Origin of the sequence: Candidatus Pelagibacter sp., assembly GCF_052048095.1 — a bacterium.
GTDB lineage: Bacteria > Pseudomonadota > Alphaproteobacteria > Pelagibacterales > Pelagibacteraceae > Pelagibacter.
The window spans coordinates 221747-241060 of sequence record NZ_JBNAKG010000001.1 but is presented as its reverse complement, the minus strand read 5'-3'; the positions used below and the strand labels follow the sequence as shown (position 1 = coordinate 241060).

General features: G+C 28.5%; 26 protein-coding genes. 11 read left to right on the top strand and 15 right to left on the bottom strand.

Going from position 1 to position 19314, the window contains the following annotated elements:
- Positions 1-3 precede the first annotated feature (3 nt).
- Both ACTT9P_RS01250 and ACTT9P_RS01245 read left to right on the top strand, forming a co-directional pair.
- Positions 4-2091 (top strand): DNA translocase FtsK 4TM domain-containing protein, encoded by a 2088-nt coding sequence (locus ACTT9P_RS01250; protein WP_440908878.1) that lies wholly within the window; start codon positions 4-6, stop codon positions 2089-2091.
- On the top strand, positions 2081-2644 hold the full coding sequence (locus ACTT9P_RS01245; RefSeq protein WP_440908877.1) for a LolA family protein: 564 nt from the start codon (positions 2081-2083) through the stop codon (positions 2642-2644). Before ACTT9P_RS01250 ends, ACTT9P_RS01245 begins: the two co-directional genes overlap by 11 nt.
- Here ACTT9P_RS01245 and ACTT9P_RS01240 read toward each other — a convergent pair.
- The 3 genes from ACTT9P_RS01240 to hisE are packed head-to-tail and all read right to left on the bottom strand — an operon-like array spanning position 2641 to position 3775.
- On the bottom strand, positions 2641-3144 hold the full coding sequence (locus tag ACTT9P_RS01240; RefSeq protein WP_440908876.1) for a GNAT family N-acetyltransferase: 504 nt from the start codon (positions 3142-3144) through the stop codon (positions 2641-2643). The two genes, ACTT9P_RS01245 and ACTT9P_RS01240, sit on opposite strands and share 4 nt — an antisense overlap.
- Positions 3141-3506 carry an HIT domain-containing protein gene (locus ACTT9P_RS01235; RefSeq protein WP_440908875.1) on the bottom strand — a complete coding sequence of 122 codons (366 nt, stop codon included), beginning with the start codon at positions 3504-3506 and terminating at the stop codon, positions 3141-3143. Before ACTT9P_RS01235 ends, ACTT9P_RS01240 begins: the two co-directional genes overlap by 4 nt.
- The gene (gene hisE / locus ACTT9P_RS01230) at positions 3503-3775 is read right to left on the bottom strand and encodes a phosphoribosyl-ATP diphosphatase (RefSeq protein ID WP_440908874.1); all 273 of its coding nucleotides are present in this window, start codon (positions 3773-3775) and stop codon (positions 3503-3505) included. Before hisE ends, ACTT9P_RS01235 begins: the two co-directional genes overlap by 4 nt.
- A 62-nt stretch (positions 3776-3837) precedes the next feature.
- On the opposite strand from hisE, the gene ACTT9P_RS01225 reads away from it, so the two are divergent.
- A complete protein-coding gene (locus tag ACTT9P_RS01225; protein ID WP_440908873.1) occupies positions 3838-4377 on the top strand; it encodes a 2OG-Fe(II) oxygenase in 540 nt (179 codons plus the stop codon).
- 3 nt (positions 4378-4380) lie between these two features.
- On the opposite strand, the gene hisF is transcribed toward ACTT9P_RS01225, so the two are convergent.
- The 4 genes from hisF to hisB are packed head-to-tail and all read right to left on the bottom strand — an operon-like array spanning position 4381 to position 7079.
- Entirely contained in the window at positions 4381-5136 is a 756-nt protein-coding gene (gene hisF / locus ACTT9P_RS01220) for an imidazole glycerol phosphate synthase subunit HisF (RefSeq protein ID WP_440908872.1), read from the bottom strand.
- Positions 5129-5854 (bottom strand): 1-(5-phosphoribosyl)-5-[(5-phosphoribosylamino)methylideneamino]imidazole-4-carboxamide isomerase, encoded by a 726-nt coding sequence (gene hisA, locus ACTT9P_RS01215; protein ID WP_440908871.1) that lies wholly within the window; start codon positions 5852-5854, stop codon positions 5129-5131. The genes hisF and hisA overlap by 8 nt, the downstream gene beginning before the upstream one ends.
- A gap of 1 nt (position 5855) precedes the next feature.
- Positions 5856-6482, bottom strand: coding sequence for an imidazole glycerol phosphate synthase subunit HisH (gene hisH / locus ACTT9P_RS01210; RefSeq protein WP_440908870.1), 627 nt, complete (start codon positions 6480-6482; stop codon positions 5856-5858).
- A gap of 6 nt (positions 6483-6488) precedes the next feature.
- Entirely contained in the window at positions 6489-7079 is a 591-nt protein-coding gene (gene hisB / locus ACTT9P_RS01205; RefSeq protein ID WP_440908869.1) for an imidazoleglycerol-phosphate dehydratase HisB, read from the bottom strand.
- Positions 7080-7168: 89 nt separating this feature from the next.
- On the opposite strand from hisB, the gene hslV reads away from it, so the two are divergent.
- Together hslV and hslU are read left to right on the top strand one after the other, a co-directional pair.
- Positions 7169-7684: an ATP-dependent protease subunit HslV gene (hslV, locus tag ACTT9P_RS01200; RefSeq protein ID WP_440908868.1), complete on the top strand. Its 516-nt coding sequence runs from the start codon at positions 7169-7171 to the stop codon at positions 7682-7684.
- A complete protein-coding gene (gene hslU, locus ACTT9P_RS01195) occupies positions 7684-9060 on the top strand; it encodes an ATP-dependent protease ATPase subunit HslU (protein ID WP_440908867.1) in 1377 nt (458 codons plus the stop codon). Before hslV ends, hslU begins: the two co-directional genes overlap by 1 nt.
- Before the next feature lies 1 nt (position 9061).
- Here hslU and ACTT9P_RS01190 read toward each other — a convergent pair whose 3' ends face one another.
- Genes ACTT9P_RS01190 through ACTT9P_RS01180 form a run of 3 tightly spaced genes read right to left on the bottom strand, consistent with a single transcriptional unit; the run spans position 9062 to position 10921 of the window.
- Entirely contained in the window at positions 9062-9898 is an 837-nt protein-coding gene (locus tag ACTT9P_RS01190; protein ID WP_440908866.1) for a sulfotransferase domain-containing protein, read from the bottom strand.
- Positions 9899-9907: 9 nt separating this feature from the next.
- On the bottom strand, positions 9908-10324 hold the full coding sequence (locus ACTT9P_RS01185) for a Smr/MutS family protein (RefSeq protein ID WP_440908865.1): 417 nt from the start codon (positions 10322-10324) through the stop codon (positions 9908-9910).
- On the bottom strand, positions 10325-10921 hold the full coding sequence (locus ACTT9P_RS01180) for a Tim44/TimA family putative adaptor protein (protein ID WP_440908864.1): 597 nt from the start codon (positions 10919-10921) through the stop codon (positions 10325-10327).
- A 57-nt stretch (positions 10922-10978) separates the two neighbouring features.
- Between ACTT9P_RS01180 and ACTT9P_RS01175 the strand changes: the two genes are divergently transcribed.
- Positions 10979-11404 (top strand): FxsA family protein, encoded by a 426-nt coding sequence (locus ACTT9P_RS01175; protein ID WP_440908863.1) that lies wholly within the window; start codon positions 10979-10981, stop codon positions 11402-11404.
- Positions 11388-11810: a protein-export chaperone SecB gene (locus ACTT9P_RS01170; protein ID WP_440908862.1), complete on the top strand. Its 423-nt coding sequence runs from the start codon at positions 11388-11390 to the stop codon at positions 11808-11810. Before ACTT9P_RS01175 ends, ACTT9P_RS01170 begins: the two co-directional genes overlap by 17 nt.
- Here the strand turns inward: ACTT9P_RS01170 and dnaQ are convergent.
- The 5 genes from dnaQ to ACTT9P_RS01145 are packed head-to-tail and all read right to left on the bottom strand — an operon-like array spanning position 11803 to position 15236.
- Positions 11803-12468 carry a DNA polymerase III subunit epsilon gene (dnaQ, locus tag ACTT9P_RS01165; RefSeq protein ID WP_440908861.1) on the bottom strand — a complete coding sequence of 222 codons (666 nt, stop codon included), beginning with the start codon at positions 12466-12468 and terminating at the stop codon, positions 11803-11805. The two genes, ACTT9P_RS01170 and dnaQ, sit on opposite strands and share 8 nt — an antisense overlap.
- Entirely contained in the window at positions 12465-13037 is a 573-nt protein-coding gene (gene coaE / locus ACTT9P_RS01160) for a dephospho-CoA kinase (RefSeq protein ID WP_440908860.1), read from the bottom strand. Before coaE ends, dnaQ begins: the two co-directional genes overlap by 4 nt.
- Positions 13030-13830, bottom strand: coding sequence for a shikimate dehydrogenase (aroE, locus tag ACTT9P_RS01155; protein WP_440908859.1), 801 nt, complete (start codon positions 13828-13830; stop codon positions 13030-13032). Before aroE ends, coaE begins: the two co-directional genes overlap by 8 nt.
- Positions 13823-14413 (bottom strand): Maf family protein, encoded by a 591-nt coding sequence (locus ACTT9P_RS01150; RefSeq protein ID WP_440908858.1) that lies wholly within the window; start codon positions 14411-14413, stop codon positions 13823-13825. Before ACTT9P_RS01150 ends, aroE begins: the two co-directional genes overlap by 8 nt.
- On the bottom strand, positions 14406-15236 hold the full coding sequence (locus ACTT9P_RS01145; RefSeq protein WP_440908857.1) for a pyruvate, water dikinase regulatory protein: 831 nt from the start codon (positions 15234-15236) through the stop codon (positions 14406-14408). The genes ACTT9P_RS01150 and ACTT9P_RS01145 overlap by 8 nt, the downstream gene beginning before the upstream one ends.
- 261 nt (positions 15237-15497) lie before the next feature.
- Here ACTT9P_RS01145 and hemE point away from each other — a divergent pair, with 261 nt between their 5' ends.
- The 4 genes from hemE (at position 15498) to rho (ending at position 19287) form a co-directional block, all read left to right on the top strand.
- On the top strand, positions 15498-16502 hold the full coding sequence (hemE, locus tag ACTT9P_RS01140; RefSeq protein WP_440908856.1) for a uroporphyrinogen decarboxylase: 1005 nt from the start codon (positions 15498-15500) through the stop codon (positions 16500-16502).
- Complete coding sequence (gene hemH, locus ACTT9P_RS01135) at positions 16499-17533, top strand: ferrochelatase (protein WP_440908855.1); 1035 nt, start codon at positions 16499-16501, stop codon at positions 17531-17533. Before hemE ends, hemH begins: the two co-directional genes overlap by 4 nt.
- Positions 17526-17957: a protoporphyrinogen oxidase HemJ gene (hemJ, locus tag ACTT9P_RS01130; RefSeq protein WP_440908854.1), complete on the top strand. Its 432-nt coding sequence runs from the start codon at positions 17526-17528 to the stop codon at positions 17955-17957. The genes hemH and hemJ overlap by 8 nt, the downstream gene beginning before the upstream one ends.
- A 61-nt stretch (positions 17958-18018) precedes the next feature.
- Positions 18019-19287, top strand: a complete 1269-nt coding sequence (gene rho, locus ACTT9P_RS01125; protein WP_440908853.1) for a transcription termination factor Rho — start codon at positions 18019-18021, stop codon at positions 19285-19287.
- Positions 19288-19314: the final 27 nt, after the last annotated feature.

Below are 19314 nucleotides of genomic sequence, written 5' to 3'. Positions count from 1 at the left end.
AAAATGAATATTTCAAATCTTACAAATATAGCACTTTCATTTTTTACAAAACGTTTGTTAGAAATAATTGGAATTTTAATAATTAGTCTGGGTGTGCTTATATTTATTGCGTTAATTTCATATTCTCCTGAAGATCCTAATTTTATTTTTCCAGACAGTACAAAAATAAATAATTTACTCGGTTACCATGGTAGTTTTACATCTGACTTATTGCTTCAATCTTTTGGTATAATTTCATACCTACTTCCCGTTACTTTTATTTTTACTGGTAAGAACGTTTTTAAATTAAAACAATTATTTTTTTCAATTGAAAACACCTTCTTTACAATTTTATATACCATTTTTGGTACTCTTTTTTTTAATCTGTATTTTAATGAAGCATTTAATTTATATATAAATGGAAATGGAGGTTTTGTAGGCAATTATTTATCGAAATCTTTTTTGGGAGATATTTTTTTAATAAATAAAGATATATCTTTTTATATTTTAATTTTGCTTATTGGTTCTATTTTTTTACTTAGTATTAATTTTAAACTTGTTGCATTTTTAAAATTTTTAAAAGCATCTTATTATTTAATATTTTCTAAACAGCAAAAAAATTATACAGACAAAAGTGAAATTATTGAAGAATACATTCCTCAAGATCAAATTAAAGATTTAATTCAAGAGGATCTACCTTTTATAAAAGATTCTAAAGACAAGATATCTAATGATAACAAATATAAATTACCGGAACTAAAATTACTTAAAATTCCATCGAAATCTGAAAGAGATAATTCAAATAAAAATTTGAATTATGATCCTGAATTCTTAGAAAAGATATTATTAGACTTTGGTGTGAGTGGTCAAATAAAAAAAGCTAGCCAAGGTCCAGTAGTTACATTAAATGAATTTGAACCAGCAGCTGGTGTAAAAGTTTCAAAAATTATTAATCTTAGTGATGATATAGCGCGGAACACAAGTTCTGAATCGGCAAGAATTTCAACAATACCAGGTAGCAGTTCAATAGGTATTGAATTACCAAATTCAAATAGAGAGAACGTTTATCTAAGTGAAATTTTAGAAGCAGGTGAATTTAAAAAAAAAGATGTAAAACTTCCTATTGCACTTGGCAAAAGTATTTCGGGAACACCAGTAATTGGTGACCTTGCAAGTATGCCTCATTTACTTATAGCAGGAACCACGGGATCAGGAAAATCCGTATGTATTAATACAATTATACTCTCACTTTTATATAGGCACTCACCAGATAAGTGTAAATTTATAATGATAGATCCTAAAATGTTAGAACTTTCCACATACGAAGGGCTACCTCATTTATTATGTCCAGTAATTACAGAAGCAAAAAAAGCAGCCTCTGTTTTAGGTTGGGTGGTTAAAGAAATGGAAAGTAGATACAGATTAATGACAAAAGAAAATGTAAGAAACATTGACGGTTATAATGCAAAACATAAATTGCCCATGCCCTACATAGTTGTAGTAGTTGATGAAATGTCTGATCTTATGTTGGTTGCAGGTAAAGAAATAGAAAATTATATCCAAAAACTCGCTCAGATGGCCCGTGCTGCTGGCATTCATATAATAATGGCAACGCAAAGACCTAGTGTAGATGTAATCACAGGAACAATTAAAGCTAATTTTCCAACAAGAATTTCTTTTCAAGTAACATCAAAAATAGACAGTAGAACAATTCTTGGCGAACAAGGTGCTGAGCAATTACTAGGTAAAGGAGACATGCTTTATATGTCTTCTGCAAATAAAATTGTAAGAATTCATGCTCCTTTTGTCTCTGAAAGTGAAATAGAAAAAATAAATAATTTCATAAGAAATCAAGCAGAGCCAGATTATGTAGATGAAATATTAAATTTCGCAGATGAAAAAGACACCGGAAATATTCAAAATAATGGTGACAAAGACGAATTGTATCAAACTGCAATAGAGATTATCAAAAGTGAAGGTAAAGCTTCTACATCTTTTCTACAAAGAAAATTACAAATAGGTTACAACAGAGCAGCTAGAATTATGGACATGATGGAAGCTGATGGAATAGTAAGTAAAGCAAATCATGTAGGAAAAAGGGATGTGCTTTAAACAAATCATCTTATTTTTTATTATATTTTTACTGGGATCAACGGGAGCCCACTCAACTAAGAAAGATAAAATAATTGAAAAATTAGAAAACATACAAAATGTAAGTTTTAATTTTAGTCAAATAATAAAAGATAAAATAGAAGAGGGTAATTGTAAAATTCATTATCCTAAAAAAATTTTTTGTAAATATTCAGGTAAATCTGGAAAAATATTAGTTTCTAATGGCAAGACACTAGTAATTAAAGTTAAAAGATCTGGCGCTTATTATATTTACCCAATTGAAAAAACGCCCCTAAACTTAATTCTAGATAAAAATTATTTAATAGAAAAAATAAATGAAGTCAAAATTAGTGATGAAGAAAAAGAAAATATAACACTTGAAATAAAAGAAAATAACCAGAATTTAAAAATTTTTTTTGACAAGAAAAATTTTATTATAAATGGCTGGAAAACAACAGATATCTATAATAATGAAAACTTGATGATCATCTCTGCAATCAAAATTAATGAAGGTTTAAATGATAAAATTTTTATTCTTCCTAAGAGTGATTAGATTTTTAATGTTTCCTCTTTGAAAACTTTCATTCCTCTTGATTTATAATTATTTAGTGCATTTTTATGATCCAAAGAACATGTGTGTAACCACAATCTGTTAATCTTTTCATTAAAAGCTGATTTAATTGCGTATGATAAAAAAAATGAACCCAATCCTTTATTCCTATGTTCTTCTAATAGTCCGAAGTAAGCAATTTCTTTCTCATTTTTATCAGGATGAAAAATAATTTCATAATAACCTGCTAAATCTTTTTTATATTTTAAAATGAAAGTTTTTAAATTTGGATTACTAATATATTTTATCCACTCAAGCTCAGACCATATTAATCTATCTATCCATCTGTGATTTTTTCCTACATTTTTGTAAAAAAATTTATTTAATTGAAAATCTGGTTTTTGGATTAATTCAACAGCACAGTCTTCTGAAGGATTATTAGATTCTTTTAATTGATCCAATGACGTTATTTCTAAATAACTTCTTTTAATTTCTTCTGTCACTCAACCATTTTACCCACGCGCTCACCTCCAAACAAATGAAAATGTAAGTGTGGAACCTCTTGACCACCATGTTCATTAATATTTGCTAAAGCCCTATAACCTTTTCCTGTATCGACAGATATTTTTAATTTTTTAGCTACAATATTAATTCCTTTAATTAAGCCAACAATTTCCTCTGATGATGCGTTTTCACTGAAATCATCAAGATCAATATATTTTCCTTTTGGAATAACTAATGCGTGTATTTTTTTTTGTGGGTTAATATCATAAAAAGATAAGACAAAGTCATCTTCATAAATTTTATTGCAAGGAATTTCACCTCTTAAAATTTTTGCAAATATATTGTCATTATCGTAATTCATTTTTTTCTTTTTTCTAACTCAGCCATTACATCTTCTATTTTTAGATCATACGCTTCCATGTACATTATTAGGTGATAGAAAACATCAGCAGCCTCATGAATTTTATTTGTGTCTTTTTCTAAAGCTTCTACCAATTCATCTATTTCTTCTAAAACCTTTGATTTGCTTAATGATTTATCGCTTAGTAGTTTATTAGTATACGATCCACCTATTGGATTTTTTTTTCTTTCTCTTGCTAATGAAATTAAGTTTTCTAGATTTTTTAACATAGGTTCATTTAATATAAACATATCTATTTGATTAGAAAAGTATATTAATATAGATTTTTGATATGCGTGAAACAGTTTATAATACAGCTCCATTATTTAAAGTTGATCATATCCAAAAAATTAATAAAGCTATTAGTGAAAATTTAGTCCAAGGGAATGATCAATCTAAAAAAGAGGCGATTAAAACATCACAGGTTAAATTTGTTCATCTTGGTGCAATTCAGCATTTAATAATGCCTTTCTTAGATTTTATTATTACGTCAAATACATACCATTATGGATTTGATCTATTTCAATTATCTGGAAGTAAAAAGTTGAATTATAATACTTATGAAGTAAATGAAGAATATACTTGGCACATTGATGCTAGTCCAAAATCTCCAGTTAAAGATATAAAGCTTACTTGTTTGCTTAATTGTTCAGAAAAAGAATACGAAGGTGGAGATCTTTGCTTATTTAGAGATGGTGAAATGAAAATTAAAGAATTTAAACCGGGTACTGCTATAATTTTTCCATCATTTATAAATCATAAAGTTGAAAAAGTTATATCTGGATCAAGAGCAACTTTGGCTATTTGGATGAATGGTCCAAAATTTAGATAAGGCTTAAACTCTAACTGGAATTCCTTTTGAATTTAAATACTCCTTTGCCTCTTTGATAGAATGTTTTCCGTAATGAAAAATAGATGCAGCTAGTACAGCGCTAGCTTTACCATTTTTTATACCTTCTGCTAAGTGTTCTAATTCACCAACTCCACCTGAAGCTATAACCGGTATATTAACTCTAGATGAGATCGTCGACACCAAATCGATATCATAACCAATTTGTGTACCGTCTCTATCCATTGAAGTGATTAATAGTTCCCCTGCACCATTTCTTTCCATGTTTGACGCAAATTCAACGGCATCTATTCCCGTACTAGTTCTTCCTCCATGAGTATAAATTTCCCATTTGTTATCATTTTTTTTTGCATCAATAGCTACAACAATACATTGTGAGCCAAATTTTTTTGAACTTTGTATAACTACATCGGGGTTTTGAACAGCTGCTGTATTAATTGAAACTTTATCTGCACCACAATTCAAAAGTTTGCTTATATCTTCAACGCTTCTAACTCCACCACCAACGGTTAATGGTACAAAGCATTTTTTGGATGTTTCGCTAACAACATCAAATATTGTATCTCTATTCTCATTTGAAGCTGTGATATCTAAAAAACATATTTCATCTGCACCACCCTCACTATAAATTTTTGCTTGTTCTACAGGATCTCCTGCATCTTTTAATCCAACAAAATTGATACCTTTAACAATTCTTCCATTTTTCACATCCAAGCAAGGTATAATTCTATTTTTAAGCATCTAATTCCTTTGCGAGCTCCTCTAATTTTATATCTCCATCATAAATAGCTTTTCCAACAATAATACCTTCTATGTTCTTATTTTGTAATTCTTTGGCTTTTTTTATGTCTTCTATTGAAGAAACTCCTCCTGAAATAATTACGGGACAATTTGATAAACCAGCTACTTTGGTAGTTTCCAAAAAATTAGGGCTTTGTTTCATTCCATCTCTATTAATGTCAGTATAAATTAATCTACTAGCTCCATAATCATTTACTTCTTTTAAATAATTTAACGTTAATTGATTTGAATTTTCTTTCCAGCCTGAAACAGATAAATAGCCATTTTTGGCATCCAATCCTAATGCAATTTTTTCTGGAAATTTTTTGCACGCTTCTTTTAAAAATTTTTTATCCTTAATTGCCGCACTACCTAAAATTATTTTTTCTACACCTGTATCTAAATACTTTTTAATACTATCAATATTTCTTATTCCACCTCCTACCTCAATTTTGATATCAAACTTTTTTACTATTTTTGCAATAAGGTCTAAATTTATTGTTTTACCTGTAAGCGCACCATCAAGGTCAACAATATGTAAATTTCTAAAACCATATTCTTTATACTTACCTGCTTGTTCAATTGGTGAAATTGCATAATCTGTTTTATTTCCAAAGTCACCCTTTATTAATCTAACACATTTTTTATCTTTAATGTCTATTGCCGGAAATATTTTCATTTTATAAATTCAAAAAATTATCAATTAATTTTAATCCTAATTTATCACTTTTTTCTGGATGAAATTGTGTACCAAAAATATTTTCTTTCTCAACAGCACAAACAATGTTTGTTGAATAATCAGTTGTTGCGGAGATTACATTTTTATTATCTGGTATAAATTCATAACTATGAACAAAATACATGTGAGAATTTTTATCTAAATTTTTAAAAATTTTACTTTCTTTAACAATATTTATTTCATTCCAACCGATATGAGGCAGTTTAAACATACCATCTTTATTATCAATTTTTGAAACTTTTCCTGGAATCCAACCAAGACCTTTTGTTTCAGTCTCCTCATAACCAATATCTGCAAACATTTGTAATCCAACACAAATTCCAAGAAGTGGCTTCTTGTCATTTATAGTAAATTCACTGAGTGCTTCTGTAAGTCCATTTATAGCATTTAAAGCGTCTACACAGCTCTTAAACGAACCTTGGCCAGGCAAGACAAGTTTATCGCTAGATCTTATCTTTTGTAGATCTGAGGTAACCTCAAGGTCTATTTTATTTTTTGCAACTTCTTTAAATGAATTAATTACTGAACTGATATTTCCAGAATTATAGTCAACGATTGTGACTTTCATTAAATTTTATAAAGAACCTTTGGTTGATGGAATAGATTTTTTACTACGTGGATCCATTTCTAGTGCGGTTCTTAAAGATCTTGCTAATCCTTTATAACAAGACTCGATAATGTGGTGGCTATTTTCACCATAAATATTCTCAACATGCAAAGTTACTCCGGCTGCTTGAGAAAATGCTTGAAACCATTCTTTAAATAGCTCTGTATCCATCTCTCCTAGTTTCTCAACTTTTACTTTAACCTTCCATATCAAATATGGTCTATTAGAAACATCAACGGCAACTCTTGTAAGCGTTTCATCCATTGGTATCATTGCATGTGCGTATCTTTTAATGCCAACAAATTTATTTGCTGCTTTTTTTAATGCTTCACCTATAGCAATACCTGTGTCTTCTGTGGTGTGATGAAGATCAATGTGTGTATCACCTTTTGCTTTTACTTTTAAATCAATAAGAGAATGTTTTGATAATTGTTCCAACATATGGTCTAAAAAACCTATGCCTGTATCTATTTGATATTTGCCTTTGCCATCAATATTAACCTCAACACTGATGCTGGTCTCTTTTGTTTTTCTAGCAATCTTACCTTTTCTAGCCATATCTATATGAAGGTATATATAGATTATGGAATTTATCAATATCAGTAATCAGTACTTGAAGAATTAAAATTAATATCCATGTATTATCCATGACAACAATCGTATTAGTGCGAAAAAATAAAGATGTGGTAGTAGCTGGTGATGGACAGGTTAGCATGGGAAATACTGTTGTAAAAAGCACAGCATCAAAAGTTAGAAAAATTGAAAAAAGAGATGTAGTTGCTGGCTTTGCAGGATCAACTGCAGATGCACTGACATTATTTGAAAGATTAGAGGGCAAACTTGAAAAACATGCAGGTAATCTTTCTAGAGCTGCTGTGGAGTTGGCAAAAGATTGGCGAACTGACAAATATTTAAGAAGACTAGAAGCATTAATGGCGGTAGGAGATAAAAATAATAGTTATATAATTTCTGGAACAGGAGATGTATTAGAGCCAGAAGGTGATGTAATTGGTATTGGTTCTGGTGGAAATTACGCCTTAGCTGCTGGAAAAGTTTTAATGGAAACAGACATGTCTGCAGAAGAAGTAGCAAAAAAAGCTATTAAAGTTGCTGCTGATATTTGTGTATTCACAAATGATAATGTCAAAATAGAAAAAATATAATGGATAATTCAAACGTAACTCAATTACATCCTAAAGATACAGATAAAAAAAATGAAGCTTCACTAGGAAGCTCCTTATCACCAAGAGAAATAGTTTCTGAACTTGACAGATTTGTTGTAGGCCAAAATAAAGCAAAAAGAGCTGTTGCTGTTGCATTAAGAAATAGATGGCGAAGACAAGCTTTAGAGGGTGAAATGAAAAATGAAGTTTTACCAAAAAACATTTTAATGATCGGTCCAACAGGAGTAGGAAAAACAGAAATATCAAGAAGATTATCAAAATTAGCTGAAGCACCTTTTGTTAAAGTTGAGGCAACAAGATTTACTGAAGTTGGATACGTTGGCAGAGATGTTGAGCAAATTGTCAGAGATTTGATCGAAATTGCAATTTCAATGGAGAAAGTAAAAAAAAGAAAAGAAGTTAAAGCTAAAGCTCAAAAAATGGCTGAAGAAAAAGTTTTAGATGCACTTGTTGGAAAAAAAGCAAGTCCTGCGACTAGAGAAAGCTTCAGACAAAGACTTAGAAATGGTGATCTTGATAATAATGAAATTGAAATTTCAGTAAGTGATAGTGGTACTGGTAATGGAGCTTCTTTTGAAATTCCGGGAATGCCTGGAGCGAATATAGGCATGATTAACATCAGTGATATGCTAGGAAAATCAATGGGTCCTAAAGAAAAGAAGAAGAAAATGACTGTAAAAGAATCGCATGAAATTTTAATAAATGAAGAAAGTGATAAACTTATTGAACAAGACAAAATTATTAAAGCAGCGAAAATTTCAACTGAAAATAATGGAATAGTGTTTTTAGATGAAATAGACAAAATCTCAGCAAGAACAGATAGAGTTGGTGGAGATGTTTCTAGAGAAGGTGTACAAAGAGATCTTTTACCTTTGATTGAAGGAACAACTGTAAATACTAAATATGGTCCAATTAAAACTGATCATATTTTGTTTATAGCATCAGGTGCGTTTCAATTAGCTAAGCCCTCAGATTTATTACCAGAACTTCAAGGAAGATTACCTATAAGAGTAGAGCTAGAGGCATTAACAAGTGAGGATTTTAAAAGAATTCTTCAAGAACCCGACTACAGCTTAATCAAGCAATATGTAGCTCTTCTAAAAACAGAAAATGTTGAACTGGAATTTTCTGAAGATGGAATTGATAGAATTGCAAATATAGCATCAGAGGTAAATGCAACAGTAGAAAATATTGGGGCTCGTAGACTTCATACTATCATTGAAAAAATTTTAGACGATATTAGTTTTACCGCTACTGATAGATCTGGTGAAAAGATCATAATTGACAAAACTTATATTGATAAAAATTTGGATACATTAGTTAAAGACACAGACTTATCCAAATTTATTTTATAATTTAAATATAGCCAAAATATTTTAATTCTTTTTTATAGTGCTTTTCTATTTTGTTTATATTTTTTGATTTAACTAAATCTTTTCTATCTACATCAGGCCCAAGTTCAAAAAATTTAATTTTTTTATTAGTTTTTTCATCAATTTGAGCTTCTATAAAACCATTATTTTCTTCCATTTTTTTCATATTTTCAAAACTTGTTGAATCGCAGACATTTTTAATTTTTTCATCATCGATTAAGAAATTTGAACCGGATAGTTTTTTTATAAAATTCAAGATTTTTTTTAGAGTTAATCTTTTATTACTCACTATATCTTCATATTTAACTAATAAAAATCTACTAGATTGTTCCAAAGATTTCCAAGACTCAAAATTTTCTCTCCAAGAACCAACAACAGTTAATGGACGTTTTTCATTTCTTGGAAGTATTAAACCGTTTATCAGGAAATCCACTGATTGATCAATTGAAAAGCTGTAATGTCGAGAAAATGACTCAACTAAATTCCTTGGATCCCTTATTATATAAATTGCACCTAATGTTATATCAAAATTAGTAAAACTGTATCCGTTGACTTTATTAAAACCACAATGCGTTTTTACAAATTGAATTGCTTTTTTTTTGTTAAACTTAGATTGAGCATTTATATAATTTTTAAGAACTTCGTCATCATTCTTTATATCAATATTGAGGTTTTTTAAAAATTGATTGGACGGAAATTGTTTGATATTAGGCAATAATTCAAAATTAAACTTACCGTCTTGAGAAAAAAAATAAGAAGCTAACATTGCTCGCATAAGTGTATTTCCACTTTTAGGATATGAAGCTAACCAAATTAGCATTATATAAAATTATATTATTTTTTTCTTTTTTAACAGAATATAAAATGCACCTTCGCCGCCGTCCTCCACTGGTGCTTCTTTAAATTCATTAATCAATTTCATAAGTTCAATATTATTCTTAATAAATTCGGGTACAGAGTATCTCAGAATACTTAGATCTTTAGAAACATACGGATCTTGTTCATTATTAGAGTGGAGACCTTTTCCAGTGACTACTCTTATTTTATTAAAGCCATTATTAAAACATTCATAAATAAGTTTTTCTATTTCTTTATTTGCATCATCAAGAGTGAATCCATGCAAATCTATTTCGGTGCTTCTAAAAACTAAAGAATTTGTCTTTATGATGTCTTTATTTGGTAACTTTTCATTTTTAGATAAAAAATCTTGCCAATCTTTTTTATCTTTATCTGAAATTTTACTCAATTAAGTTAGTGTTTCGATTAATTGCCAATTAGGGTTATTAGATTTTGTGTCTCTAGAGAAAACCCAAGTATCATAAATTTTTTTTATTTTCTCAGGGTCTCCTGAAATAATTTTGTTCTCTTTATCTTTTATGCAAGTAATTACCTCACTAACAAAGTCTACAGTGACTTTTAAGAAGTTGTCCTCTTTTTTGTGTTCTTTAATAGTAGCAGAATTTACCCCAATAAAAGTTATGTCCGCTCTATGCCCTCTTTTGTCTCTTTCTCTTAGTGCCTCATCAAACTGATTATAAATCTCTTTACTCAACAAAGGTTTGCTTGTTGTAATTTTATTGTCGTTATCACTAAAATCAGTAATAATAGTCTCATATGCTATTTTAGCACCATTTAAAAATTCCTTTTGAGCTACATCATCAAAATTTTCTCTTTGCGGGGCCTGTTTCTCTGGTTGAACATCTTTTAAAATTTTTTCAAATTGTGCTGCCGGCTCTCCATCGTAACCTGTTCTTCTTCCAAGAATTCCTCTTAATCTTAAAAAGATAAAACCTGCAATCATGGCCAATAAAAGAATATCGATATATTCAAAGCTATAATTCATAACCTAATAGTAATTACTATGTTGATTATTTCAACTAACAAATTACATTAAAGTCAAATGAACGCTCTCCTATTTTCAATTATTTCAATTCCAATTATAGAAATTTATTTATTTATTAAAATTGGCTCACAAATTGGAGCTTTCAAAACAATTTTATTAATATTTATAACTGCCTTGGTAGGTGTTTATTACGCAAAACACGAAGGTTTAAGCGTTATCAAATCCGGGGTATCAAATATGGTTAGAAACCAAACTCCAGCATATGAGCTTATTTCTGGAGCAGCAATAGCTATTGGCGCATTACTCCTAATCATACCTGGTTTTGCAACAGATTTTCTTGGATTTTTATTAATATTTCCACCCACTAGAAGATTATTATTTGGAAAAATTAGTAAAAAATATAATAAAAAAAATTATGAAAAAAAAAATTATATAGATGGAGAATTTGAGGATATAGAAGACGACAATGACAGAAAAATATAAAATATTAAGCCAGTATGTGAAAGACTTGTCTAGCGAAACGCCAGATGTAGAAACTTATATTTATGTAAAAGACAATATCTCAAAGTATTTGCTAAATATCGATATTACATCAAAGGCTTTAAAGAATAGAATGATAGAAATTAACACTACATTGAAGTTCGAAGACAAAGAAATAAGTGAAAAGAAATCTTTTTTTGAAATTGTATATGCAACTATCATAAGGGCTGAAGACACTGTTGATGAAAAAAAAGAATTAGAAAAAATAATTTTATGTGATGTTCAAAATAAAATTTTTCCTCAAATAGAAAAATGTTTTCTAGATTTATTGCACAACTCAGGATATCCTGAAATCAAATTAGAAAAAAAAGTAGATTTTGAAAAACTTTACAACGAACGATTTAATTAAAATAATTTTTTTTTAAATTATTTTTCAAATAAGCCTGATGTAAAGAAATTTCTTTATCTGATGGTTTTATAACTTTCTTATAATATTGAATTTTTTCATTATTATTTTCTGTAATTTTTTTTTCACTTTGAAAATCTAAAGTGGGTTCTTTTTGATCAAGTAAGTTAATGTAAACCTTGGCTAATAGATCACAATCAATTAAAGCTGTATGCTTTGTTCTCCTAGAATTATCTATTCGGTATCTTTTACAAAGCGAGTCTAAATTAATTGATGAACCTGGAAATTTATCACGAGCCAAAACTAAAGTGTCTACAATTTCATTATTAATTTTTTTTTTGCCTAAAATTAACAATTCATTGTTCAAGTGTCCTAAATCAAATTCTGCATTATGAATTACTAACCTTTTGCCGTCTATGAACTCTAAAAATTCATCAGCAACTTCTGCGAACTTTTTTTGTTTAGATAGAAAATCGTCTGAATAGCCATGAACTTCAAATGCTTGTTCTGAAACTTTTCTCTCTGGATTTAGATAACAATGAAAATTTTTTTTTGTTGGTATTAAATTTTCAATTTCAATACATCCTATTTCTACAATTCTATGACCTTCTTTAACACTTAGGCCTGTTGTCTCTGTATCCAATACTACTTCTTTTTTCATATTCCGATTTCTGATTTTACTCTACTTATTTCTTTAATCACATTTCTTTTTGTAAAATTATTATTTATTATAAATTTAGATCTCTTTTTTTTTTCATTTGAAGGAAGTTGGTAATTTCTAAATAACTTTAGTAATTTACTATTAAAGCTTCTTCTTTTTTTAAGTCTTTTTTCAATCTCTGTTTTTTTTGACTTAATAAAAACTATAATATCACCCTTTACGTTAAGTTTATTTTCTAAATAAAGTGGAATATCAAGTATTACGCACTTTTTTTTGTGATTACTTTTTAAAAAAAAATTTAATTTTCTTCTAACAATCGGATGAACAATTTTTGAAATTTTCTTAAGATTATTGTCATTTGAAAGTATACATTTTGTAAGCTCTTCTTTTTTGATAGGAAAAGAAAACTCTTCTCTGGGAAAAGTTTTTTTTAATTTTAAATAACAGCTTCTGTCCTTTTGATAAATTTTTGATACTTCAATATCGGCATTAAAAATTGGATATCCAAACAAACTCGAAATATAACTTTTGCCTGCACCTACACTTCCTACTAAAGCTACTTTAATCATTTTTTAAATGTTCTAGAAATTCCTCGTTTAATTCTGGTAATATTTTAGTCCATATTTCAAATGCTTTTTGTGCTTGTAGAAATAACATTAACTTTCCATTAATAATTATGTGCTCTTTCTCTTTGGCTTTTTTTAGAAAATTTGTCATTGGTGGATTATAAATCGTATCATAAAAAATTTTTTGACCATTTATATCATCAAAATTTAAATTAATTTTGTCTTCTTCTTTTAAGCCAAGACTGGTCGCGTTAATTACAATATCAAAATTTATATGCATATCCCATTCTAATAATTCTATTCTTGGAAACTCTTTTTTTAAATTTTCAATTTTTTTATAAGTTCTATTTTTAATAAATATTTTTTTTACACCTATATTTTCTAAGGCCGTAATTATCGACGGGGCTACACCACCCGCTCCTATAATTAATGCTATTTTATCTAATAAGTTTAATGAATTATTTTTCAAAGACTGTGCAAAACCATAAATATCAGTATTGTCACCAATTATTTTATTTCCATTTTTGTAAATTGTGTTTACTGATTTAGTGTTTTTAGATCGTTCACTTAAATCATCTAAATGTGGAATTATCTTTTGTTTAAATGGAACGGTTACATTTGCGCCATCTATTTTTCCTTCTTTAATTTCTTTAACAATATCTGGTAATTCTATTTCTTTCGCTTCTTTTTTTTCATAAATGGCATCAATGTTATATTTTTTAAACCAAAAATTATGTATTTTTGGTGACAATGAATGTTCAACTGGATTTCCTAAAATTAAAAACTTTTTACTCATTGTTTAAATTTAAATATTCTTTAATTTTTTCCACGGGCAGTCCCATAATTGTGTTTTCATTCCCCTCAATTTTAGAAAATAAACTTCTACCTAAACCTTCTATTTGATATACATTATATGCATATAAAGCTTCATCACTGATCTTAGATAAATAATCTTTCAATTCATCGTCAGACATGTCTTTCATGGTTAATGAGGCTTTATCTGTATAATTCCAGACCATTGATCCTCCTTTAGAAATACAAACAGAGCTTATTAAATAATGAACTTCACCATTAAGACTTTTAAGAATTTTAAAAGCTTCTTCTCTATTAGTTGGTTTTGAAATCACTTTGCCTTTTAAATCAATTACACTATCAGCTCCTAATACATATTCATTTAAAAATCTTTGGCTAACTTTATTTGCTTTTAATTCTGCTAAATTTTTTGACACAATTTCTGGTGACGCCTTTTGTTTCTCTAGACTCTCTTTTATAATGTCTTCATCAACATTAGATGGTTCTACTTGGCATAAAATACCATTATTATTAAGTATATCTTTTCTTACTTTGCTTTTAGATGCTAATATAATTTTTTTATCCATTTTTTTTGCTTAGATAAATTTCGTGAATTTTAATAACTGAAGCCGCTGTTTCTTCAACTGATTTTCGAGTAACATCAATTGTAGGCCATTTATATTTTTTAAACATTTCTTTTGCATCAGAAATTTCCATTTTAATTTTTTCTAAATTTGTATAATCTTGGTTTTTTATTTCTTTAAGCGAATTCATTCTGTTTTTTCTAATATCAACTAACCTCTCAGCCTCAGTGGTCAAACCTATAACACAAAATTTATCTGGGCTTTTTTTCAAAAATTCTGGTACAGACAATTGATTTACAAGTGGTATATTTGCTGTTTTAAGTCCTTTGTTTGCTAAATAAATAGATGTTGGTGTTTTACTAGTTCTACTAACACCTAGTAAAATTATATCTGATTTATCAATATCGGTTATTAAGTTTCCATCATCATGATTCATGGTGAATTGAATAGCTTCTATTCTATTATAATATTCTTCATTAAGTACATGCTGACCGCTTGGTTCATGTGAAGCTTTTTGATTAAATAATTTTGAAAAACTTAATATTAAACTACCCAAAACTCCAAAACACGGAATTCTCATTTCATCGCTTTTATTTGCAAGAAATTTAGCCAAATTGTTATCAACAATTGTGTACAATATTATTGAGTTTTTTTCTTTCATAGCTAAATCAAGAATTTTTAAAACTTGATTTTCCGTTCTAGTAAAAGAATAAGAATTAACTTTATATTCAATATTTTGAAATTGTGCTTTTAATGACAAAAAAATTCTATCTAATGTCTCCCCAGTTGAATCAGAAATTAGGAAAATTTGATAAGTATTACTCATGTATATCTTGTTAATAACTTTGTAATATTTTAATTAAATTAAACAAATTTATTTTTAATCATAATCTGTTGTAAAATGAGCATTTTATTAACATTTATAAAATACTGTATGAAAGATATACAAAAATTTAATTAATTTCAAAAAAGCTCGTAAAATATTAAATAATTATTAAATAACTCATGTATAAAATGTTGATAATAAATAATTAACGTTATTCACATTACTTAATACTAATACAATCTATTATTATATAATTATTATATGACTCCATTACATAAAGTTTTAAAAAATAGAGATACTTCAATAAATCCTATTTGGATAATGAGACAAGCTGGGAGATATCTTCCTGAATTTAGAGAGATAAGAAAAAAAAATCCTGATTTTATAAAACTATGTCTAAATGAAAAATTATCATCTGAAATTACACTACAACCTTTAAAAAGATTTGATTTAGATGCTGCTATAATTTTTTCAGATATTCTAATGTTACCTTATGGTTTAAATCAGAAAGTAGAATTTAAGAAAAATTTTGGCCCATTATTAGGAGATCTGGATTTAAATGAAATATCAAAATTAGATGAGGTTGATTTTGTAGAAAAAGTTTACCCAGTTTATAAGGCTATAAATTTAGTTAGTAATCATGAATTAACAAATTCAAAAAGTACGATAGGTTTTGTTGGTGCGCCATGGACTTTATTAGTTTATATGATTAACAAACAATCACCGAAACTAAAATTAAAAGAAGATTTTTTTAGTGATGAATTCTTAATAAATAGAATTTTAATAGCTTTAGAAAGATTTCTAAAATTACATATAAAAAATCAAGTCGAAAACGGAGCTGAAGTTATTCAAATTTTTGATAGTTGGGCAGGTTTATTAGAAGAAAAAGATTTACCAAATTTTGTTTACATTCCGACTTTAAATTTAGTGGAATATACTAAAACTTTAAACGTGCCTGTTATATGTTTTCCTCGAGGTATTAAAAATTATAAAAATTATTGTGAAATAGTTAAACCAGATGGAGTTTGTATCGATTACGAAGTTGATCCATTAAATATTATAAAAGACATTAATATTCCAGTGCAAGGAGGTATGGATCCCAAAGTTTTGTTGTCTGACAAAGAAAACATTAAAAACCAGGCAAAAAAATATTTAGATATATTCAAAGATCATCCTTATATTTTTAATTTAGGTCATGGGATATTACCAGAAACAAATCCAGAGATGATGGATTATTTAGTTAAATTTGTGAAAGATTATAAATGAAAAAAGCAATAATCTTATTCAATTTGGGAGGACCTGACAGTCTTAAAAACGTAGAACCTTTTTTGTTTAATTTATTTTATGACCCTGCAATTTTAAATTTACCAAAATTTTTAAGATTTCCTTTAGCAAAATTAATTTCAAATCGTAGAGCCCCTATTGCTAAAAAAATATATGAGGAACTTGGTGGATCATCTCCAATTTTAAAGCTAACACAAGATCAATCAAACAAATTAGAAAAAACGTTAAATGAAACTGATGATCAAAATATTTATAAATGTTTTATAGTGATGCGCTGTTGGCACCCGCGTGCTGAACAAGTGATTGATGATGTAAAAAACTTTAACCCAGAAGAAGTTATACTTTTGCCTTTGTACCCCCAATTTTCCGCAGCAACATCAGGTTCTTCAATTAAAGAGTGGAATGATGTGTGCTCGAAAAATGACTATAAAGTCAAAACTTCCACAATTTGTTGTTATCCAACAGAACCAGAGTTCATAGACGCACACATTGATGAAATTAAAAATAAAATTAAAGATTTTGATGGTTATAAATTAATATTTTCTGCACACGGCCTCCCAGAAAAAAATATCAAAAGAGGTGATCCCTACCAATGGCAAGTAGAACAATCAGTAGAAAAAATTGTTGATAAAATTAATTATGAAAATTTAGATTGGATTTTGAGCTATCAAAGTAGAGTTGGTCCATTAAAGTGGATTGGGCCATCAACCGAAGATGTAATAATCGAAAATTCAAAATTGGGAAAAAAGATAATTCTTGTTCCTATAGCTTTTGTGTCAGAACATTCAGAAACTCTTGTTGAATTAGATATAGAGTATAAGGAGTTAGCGGACAAAAATGGATGTGTAGAATATGTAAGAATTCCAGCATTGGGTGTTAATACCCATTTTATCAATGCCTTATCCAATTTAATAATTAATAAAGAAAAAAATAAATTTAATGAAAATTTATTTCCTCCAAAGACTCAATGTCCAAATAATTTTACTAAATGTCCGTGTTTAAAAAATGAATAGTTATTTATTATTTAAAAGTTTGCATTTAATCGCAGTTGTATCCTGGATGGCAGGCTTATTGTATTTACCTAGAATTTTTGTTTATCACTCAGAAAACAGTAATGAAGTTGTTGTTTCGGTATTTAAGACAATGGAGAGAAAATTATTTTATTATATCATGATGCCAGCTATGTTTTTAAGTTGGTTGTTTGGTTTAATCTTAATCTCTTTAATTGGTTTTGAAAATTTAGGCAACTTGTGGCTTCAACTTAAATTTGTTTTTGTAATTTTGCTCACAATTTATCACTTTTATCTTGGAAGTTTATTAAACAAGTTTAGTTTAGATCAAAATCAAAAATCTTCTAAATTTTATAGATATATTAATGAAATTCCGACAATACTGCTAATATTAATTATTTTTATAGTAATATTTAAGCCAATCTAGGCTTGATATTTAGAAACAAAAACATATATTAATGTTATCTTAATAAACCCCTCCACAACATATGAATATTCAAGAACTAAAACTTAAATCATCTGAACAATTAATTACTCAAGCAGAAGAGCTTGGCATTGAAAATGCTAGTACATTAAGAAAACAAGAAATACTTTTTGCCATCCTTAAAAAAGTCGCTGAAAAAGAGGAAATAACAGGCGCGGGAGTTTTACAGTTATTACAGGATGGATTTGGCTTTTTAAGAGCAATGGAGTCCAATTATTTGCCTGGTCCAGATGATATTTACGTCAGTCCAAGTCAAATTAGAAAATTTGGTTTAAGAACAGGAGACACTGTTGAAGGTCCTGTTAGAGCCCCAAAAGAAGGAGAAAGATATTTTGCACTCTTACAAGTAAGCAAGATTAATTTTGAGGAACCTGAAAAATCTAGACATAAAATAGCTTTTGATAACTTAACACCGTTATATCCTGACAAACAGTTAGTGATGGAAATTGAGGCAACTAAACCAGATAAAAAACAAGATTTAACTCCAAGATTAATTGACTTAGTAAGCCCAATCGGAAAAGGCCAAAGATCTATTATAATTTCACCTCCTAAAGCCGGTAAAACTATGATCTTACAAAGCATTGCAAACTCAATAGCCAAAAATTATCCAGAATGTTATCTGATAGTTTTATTAATTGATGAAAGACCAGAAGAAGTTACTGATATGCAAAGGACAGTTAAAGGAGAGGTGATTAGCTCAACTTTTGATGAACCAGCACAAAGACACGTGGCTGTAGCTGAAATGGTTATTGAAAAAGCAAAAAGATTAACAGAACACAAGAAAGATGTTGTTATACTATTAGATTCAATCACAAGATTAGGAAGAGCCTATAACGCTGTTATTCCAAGTTCAGGTAAAGTTTTAACCGGTGGTGTAGATGCTAATGCGCTTCAAAGACCAAAAAGATTTTTTGGTGCAGCTAGAAATATAGAAGAAGGTGGATCTTTAACAATTATTTCTACAGCTCTAATTGATACTGGAAGCAGGATGGATGAGGTAATATTTGAAGAATTTAAAGGGACTGGTAATAGCGAAACGGTCTTAGATAGAAAAATTGCAGATAAAAGAATTTATCCAGCAATTGATATAACGAAATCTGGAACTAGAAGAGAAGAATTATTATTCGAAAAAGATGATCTCCAAAAAATGAATGTTTTAAGGAGAATTATTGCTCCAATGGGTACAATGGATGCAATTGAATTTATCAGCTCAAAATTGAAAGATACTAAGAATAACGCTGAATTCTTCAATTCCATGAATAAACCTGCCTAGGTAAATTAAAATATAAAAACTTATTTA

Excerpts from the sequence above, each read along its gene's own strand:
- ACTT9P_RS01235 (WP_440908875.1), bottom strand. The coding sequence starts at position 3,506 with ATGAATTACGATAATGACAATATATTTGCAAAAATTTTAAGAGGTGAA.
- ACTT9P_RS01180 (WP_440908864.1), bottom strand. The coding sequence starts at position 10,921 with ATGAATTATAGCTTTGAATATATCGATATTCTTTTATTGGCCATGATT.
- dnaQ (WP_440908861.1), bottom strand. The coding sequence starts at position 12,468 with ATGAAAAAAGAAGTAGTATTGGATACAGAGACAACAGGCCTAAGTGTT.
- coaE (WP_440908860.1), bottom strand. The coding sequence starts at position 13,037 with ATGATTAAAGTAGCTTTAGTAGGAAGTGTAGGTGCAGGCAAAAGTTAT.
- ACTT9P_RS01145 (WP_440908857.1), bottom strand. The coding sequence starts at position 15,236 with ATGAGTAATACTTATCAAATTTTCCTAATTTCTGATTCAACTGGGGAG.
- aroE (WP_440908859.1), bottom strand. The coding sequence starts at position 13,830 with ATGAGTAAAAAGTTTTTAATTTTAGGAAATCCAGTTGAACATTCATTG.
- hisF (WP_440908872.1), bottom strand. The coding sequence starts at position 5,136 with ATGCTTAAAAATAGAATTATACCTTGCTTGGATGTGAAAAATGGAAGA.
- hisA (WP_440908871.1), bottom strand. The coding sequence starts at position 5,854 with ATGAAAATATTTCCGGCAATAGACATTAAAGATAAAAAATGTGTTAGA.
- ACTT9P_RS01250 (WP_440908878.1), top strand. The coding sequence starts at position 4 with ATGAATATTTCAAATCTTACAAATATAGCACTTTCATTTTTTACAAAA.
- hemH (WP_440908855.1), top strand. The coding sequence starts at position 16,499 with ATGAAAAAAGCAATAATCTTATTCAATTTGGGAGGACCTGACAGTCTT.
- ACTT9P_RS01150 (WP_440908858.1), bottom strand. The coding sequence starts at position 14,413 with ATGGATAAAAAAATTATATTAGCATCTAAAAGCAAAGTAAGAAAAGAT.
- hemJ (WP_440908854.1), top strand. The coding sequence starts at position 17,526 with ATGAATAGTTATTTATTATTTAAAAGTTTGCATTTAATCGCAGTTGTA.
- rho (WP_440908853.1), top strand. The coding sequence starts at position 18,019 with ATGAATATTCAAGAACTAAAACTTAAATCATCTGAACAATTAATTACT.
- ACTT9P_RS01225 (WP_440908873.1), top strand. The coding sequence starts at position 3,838 with ATGCGTGAAACAGTTTATAATACAGCTCCATTATTTAAAGTTGATCAT.
- hisB (WP_440908869.1), bottom strand. The coding sequence starts at position 7,079 with ATGGCTAGAAAAGGTAAGATTGCTAGAAAAACAAAAGAGACCAGCATC.
- hslU (WP_440908867.1), top strand. The coding sequence starts at position 7,684 with ATGGATAATTCAAACGTAACTCAATTACATCCTAAAGATACAGATAAA.
- hisH (WP_440908870.1), bottom strand. The coding sequence starts at position 6,482 with ATGAAAGTCACAATCGTTGACTATAATTCTGGAAATATCAGTTCAGTA.
- hslV (WP_440908868.1), top strand. The coding sequence starts at position 7,169 with ATGACAACAATCGTATTAGTGCGAAAAAATAAAGATGTGGTAGTAGCT.
- ACTT9P_RS01245 (WP_440908877.1), top strand. The coding sequence starts at position 2,081 with ATGTGCTTTAAACAAATCATCTTATTTTTTATTATATTTTTACTGGGA.
- hemE (WP_440908856.1), top strand. The coding sequence starts at position 15,498 with ATGACTCCATTACATAAAGTTTTAAAAAATAGAGATACTTCAATAAAT.
- ACTT9P_RS01170 (WP_440908862.1), top strand. The coding sequence starts at position 11,388 with ATGACAGAAAAATATAAAATATTAAGCCAGTATGTGAAAGACTTGTCT.
- ACTT9P_RS01175 (WP_440908863.1), top strand. The coding sequence starts at position 10,979 with ATGAACGCTCTCCTATTTTCAATTATTTCAATTCCAATTATAGAAATT.
- ACTT9P_RS01190 (WP_440908866.1), bottom strand. The coding sequence starts at position 9,898 with ATGCTAATTTGGTTAGCTTCATATCCTAAAAGTGGAAATACACTTATG.
- hisE (WP_440908874.1), bottom strand. The coding sequence starts at position 3,775 with ATGTTAAAAAATCTAGAAAACTTAATTTCATTAGCAAGAGAAAGAAAA.